Below are 4,645 nucleotides of genomic sequence, written 5' to 3'. Positions count from 1 at the left end.
GGCTTGGGCATGGGGCGGGCGAGGTCCCGTACGAAGCCCTGCTCGTCGGCGGCGAGCCGGAGCAGCTGGCTCGCGGAGAGGGCGGCGGGCAGCTCGACGTCGCGGACGGCGGCGCGGGCGCGGCGGAGCTCGCCCTCCAGGGCGTCGAGGTCGCGGTCCCAGGAGGCGATGGCGCGCGCGTCCTCGGGCACGAGTCCGGCGGCGCCGTCGCCCGGGCGGGCCCCCGGCCGGGCCTGCGCGGCCCGGGCCTCGCCGGCCCGGGGCTCGTCGCCCTCCGGGGCGCCGGTGCCGGTGCGTCGGGCTCCGCCCGGCCCTTCGGCGGTCCCCCAGTGGGCCGCCTCCGGCCAGAGGTCGTCGTCGAACGGGCCGGCGGGCCGGGCCGCGTCCGCGATGGGGTGCGTGCCCGCGGGCACGGCTGCGCCGCCGTCGGGCGCGGGCCGGGCATCGGCTTCCGGCCAGAGGTCGTAGTCGAGCGGCGCGGCCGGCTCGGCCGGACCGGGTTCCGCGACCGGGCCGGCCGGACCGGGTTCCGCCCCCGCCCCGCCCCTTCCCCGAGCCGGGGCTGCCTCGGGGGTCGGGCCTGCGGCCCGGGGCGCGGGCACGCCGGCAGGAGCCCGGACGGCCTCCTGCCAGGAGTCGGGATGCGGCTGCGCCGTGTGCGGAGCGCTGCCCCGGACCCCGCCGGGGGCCGGGCTCGCGGCCCCGGGCGCGGCTGCGGCATCGCCCTGCGGTGCCGGGGCGCCGGTGGGCGGGTCCGCCGCCGGGCGGGCCGCGCCGGGCCGCGGTGCGCCCCGCGGATGCCCGGCTGCGCCATCGGTCGGCGGTGCCGTCGGACCGCCGGCGGCCGGCCCCTCGGCCGCCGGCGCCTCGCCCCACGGGGTGTCGGCCCAGGCGTCCTCGTCGTCCGGCCAGGGCTCTTCGTCGTAGGAGGGGTCTTCGCAGTCCGGGGGCCAGAGGTAGGGGTCGTCGTCCTCCGGCGGGGGCGGGGCCGCCAGGTAGGACTCCACCAGGGCGGCCGCCGCCCGGCGCAGGGTGAGCGAATGCGGGTCGAGCGGGAGGGGCCAGGAGTGGTCCGGGGTGGAGTCGTCGGCGAGGGACGGGTTCTCGGCGGCCGGTTCCGGCTCCTCCGCCCAGGCCTCGATCTCGCCGAAGCCCGCCGCGCAGTGCTCGTACAGGGCCGACAGGAAGGCGGAAGGGCCGCGGCGCTTCTTCTGGGTCGGGCCCCACCAGTGGCCCGAGGCCAGGAGGAGGGAGCGGGGGCGGGTGAAGGTCACGTAGCCCAGGCGGAGCTCTTCCGTCGCCTTGTGGTCCTTCAGGGCCGTCTTGAACGCCTTCAGGCCGGCCGAGGTCCAGTCCGGGTCCGCCGGCAGGGTGGGGGCGTCGCCGCGCAGCGCGTACGGGAGCACCTTCGCGTACGCGGTCCAGGCCTCCGGCGCCTTCTCCTTCGGGAAGGACCCCGCGCACAGGTCCGGGACGACGACCACGTCCCACTCCAGGCCCTTCGACTTGTGCGCCGTCAGGACCTTGACCGTGTTCTCCCCGCCCGGCAGGGCGTGGTCCAGGCCCTTCTCGTACTGGGCGGCCGTGCGCAGGAACGCCAGGAAGGCCAGCAGCGAGGCCTCGCCGTCGAGCGCGGCGAAACCGGCCGCGACGTCCATGAAGTTCGACAGCGTCTCGCGGCGGCGGGCCGCCAGGGCGTGCGGGGAGGCGGACAGCTCCACCTCCAGGCCGGTCGCGGACAGCACGCGATGCAGGACGTCCATGAGCGGATCGGCCAGGGAGCGGCGCAGGTCGCGCAGTTCCTGGGCGAGGTGCGCGAAGCGGACCCGGGCCTCCGCCGAGAAGGGGAGGTCGTCCGGGGCCTGCCCGGCGCCGTCGAGGAAGGTCTCCAGCGCGTCGGCCAGGGACACGATCTCCGCCGGGTCCACTCCCTCCACGGCCGCCGCCAGCCGTTCGTCCGGGTCCGCACCGGCCGGCGACCGGCCCACCATGAGCCGCGCCCGGCGGCCCAGCAGGGCCAGGTCGCGCGCGCCGATCCGCCAGCGCGGACCGATGAGGAGCCGGACGAGGGAGGCGTTCGCGCCCGGGTCCTGGAGGACCTCGCAGACGGCGACGAGGTCCGCGACCTCGGGGAGGTGCAGCAGGCCGGAGAGGCCGACGACCTCCACCGGCACGTCCCGGTCCACCAGCACGGCCTGGATCCGCGCGAAGTCCCCGGCCGAGCGGCACAGGACCGCGATCTCGCGCGGCTCCGTGCCCGTGCGGACCAGGTGGGCGACGGAGTCGGCGAGCCAGTCGAGCTCCTGGGCGTGGGTCTCCAGCAGGGCGCAGCGGACCAGGCCCGCGCGCTCGGCGCCCGGCGCGGGGCGCAGCGCCTCCACGCCCTCGTGCATGGCGCGCAGCGGGGCGGCGAGCCCGTTGGCCAGGTCCAGGAGCCGGCCGCCGCTGCGCCGGTTCTCGCTGAGGGAGAGCCGGGTGGCGGGGCTCCCGTCGGCGTGCGGGAAGTGCTCGGGGAAGTCGTCGAGGTTGGCGACGGAGGCGCCGCGCCAGCCGTAGATGGCCTGGCAGGGGTCGCCGACGGCGGTCACGGCGTGGCCGGAGCCCGCGCCGAAGAGCCCGCAGAGCAGGAGCCGCTGGGCGACCGAGGTGTCCTGGTACTCGTCCAGGAGCACGACCTTGAATTCCTCGCGCAGCAGTGCGCCGACCTCGGGGCGGGTGGTGGCGAGCTGTGCGGAGAGGGCTATCTGGTCGCTGAAGTCGAAGAGGTCGCGGGCGCGTTTGGCGGCGCGGTAGCGGACGACGAGCTCCAGCAGTTCGAGGCGGCCGCGCACGGCCTCGGGGACCTTGCGCAGGTCCTCGTTGGTGAGCTTGGTGCCGGCGAGCACGTCCAGGAGCGCGGTGTCGTGGAGGCGGAGCCGGTCCGGCTCGACCAGGTGCTCGGAGAGCTCGCCGTCGAGCGCGAGGAGGTCGCCGACCAGGTCGGGGACGGACTTGGTGAGCGAGGGGTACGGGCCGGGGGCCTCGCGCAGCACCTTCGCGGCGAGCTGGAAGCGGGTGGCGTCGGCGAGGAGGCGGGAGCTGGGCTCCAGGCCGATGCGCAGGCCGTGGTCCTTCAGGAGCTGGCCGGCGAAGGCGTGGTACGTCGAGATGCGCGGCTCTCCGCCGGCCCCCTCGGCGCCGGCCGGGGCGGGGGTCCCTCCGGCGAAGGCGGGGAAAGGGTCCGGGTCGGTGATGCCGGCCCGCGCGAGGGCCTTCCGTACGCGCTCGGACAGTTCGCCGGCGGCCTTGTTGGTGAAGGTCAGGCCGAGGACCTGCTCGGGTGCGACCGCGCCGGTGCCCACCAGCCAGACCACGCGGGCGGCCATGACGGTGGTCTTGCCGGAGCCGGCGCCGGCGACGACGACCTGCGGGGCGGGCGGGGCGGTGACGCAGGCCATCTGTTCGGGCGTGAAGGGGATCCCGAGGAGCTCCTTGAGCTGCTCGGGATCGGAGAGGACGGACGCACGCGCGGACACGTAAAAAGGCTAGCCGCCCCCACCGACAGCCCTGACCGTCCCGGCTCTCCCGGCCCTCCCGGCCCGGCAGGGAGGCCGCTCACTCGACCGTCTGGCGGCCCTCCGGACGGGCGCTGCACGAGCTGCGGAAGGAGCAGTGGTCGCAGTGCTTGCCCGCGGCGGGTGCGAACCGCTCGTCCAGCACCCGGCCGGCAGCGGTCGCGAGCAGGTCGCCGACCCACTCCCCGTCGAGCGGCTGCTGGGCCTGGACCTTGGGGACCGTGTCGCCGCCGTCGCGCTGGGCCGCGCCCTGGCGGAGCTGGACGAGCTCGGCGCCGCCGGGTGTGGGGCGCAGCCCGTCGAAGACCTCGTCGACGGCGCCCTCGCGCACGGCGAGCTGGTAGACCGCGAGCTGGGGGTGGCGGGCCACCTCGTCCTTGGTGGGCGCGGACTTGCCGGTCTTGAAGTCGACGACGTACGCACGCCCCTGCGGGTCCGATTCGACCCGGTCCATGGAACCCCGGATGCGGACGGCGACCTCACCGGCTTCGAGCGTGACGTCGAACTCGTGCTCCGTGGCCACGGCCGTCCGGCCGCCGCGGTCGGTGGTGTGCCAGCGCAGGAAGCGTTCGAGGGCGGCGCGGGCGTTGTCCTTCTCCTGCCGGGACTTCCAGGGGGCGTCGAAGGCGAGGGCGTCCCACACCGAGTCGAGGCGTTCCATGAGGACGGCCAGGTCGGCGGGGGTGCGGCCGGAGGCGACCTCGTCGGCGAGGACGTGGACGACGTTGCCGAAGCCCTGGGCGGCGGTGGAGGCGGTGTCGGCCTTGACCTCGCGGCCCAGGAACCACTGCAGGGAGCAGGTGTTCGCGAGCTGCTCCAAGGCGCTGCCGGACAGGGCGACGGGCCGGTCCCGGTCGCGGAGCGGGACGCTGCTGCGGGTGGGCTCGTACAGGCCCCACCAGCGCTGCGGGTGCGCGGACGGGACCAGGGGGCGGTCCTCGTCGTCGGTGAGCGCGGCGAGACGGGCCAGGCGCCGGGCGGCGGCGTCACGCAGGGCGGGCGAGGCGTCGGGGTCGACGGTGGTCGCGCGGAGCTCGGCGACGAGCGCGGGGCGGGCGCTGGTCCTAATAAAAATTCCCAAGCCACAAAAA

The 4,645-nt window shown here is 76.5% G+C and carries 2 protein-coding genes; both read right to left on the bottom strand.

What is annotated here, in order from left to right:
• The coding region (locus tag PV721_RS41405; RefSeq protein WP_319733778.1) for a UvrD-helicase domain-containing protein at nt 1-3,515 on the bottom strand (3,515 nt) is incomplete at its 3' end.
• A gap of 79 nt (nt 3,516-3,594) precedes the next feature.
• A partial coding sequence (locus PV721_RS41400; RefSeq protein ID WP_319733775.1) for a PD-(D/E)XK nuclease family protein occupies nt 3,595-4,645 on the bottom strand: 1,051 nt, incomplete at its 5' end.

Source organism: Streptomyces sp. MB09-01 (assembly GCF_033794505.1).
In the GTDB taxonomy this organism is placed as follows: Bacteria; Actinomycetota; Actinomycetes; order Streptomycetales; family Streptomycetaceae; genus Streptomyces.
The sequence above is the reverse complement of the archived record's forward strand: the minus strand, read 5'-3'. Positions and strand labels throughout refer to the sequence as shown.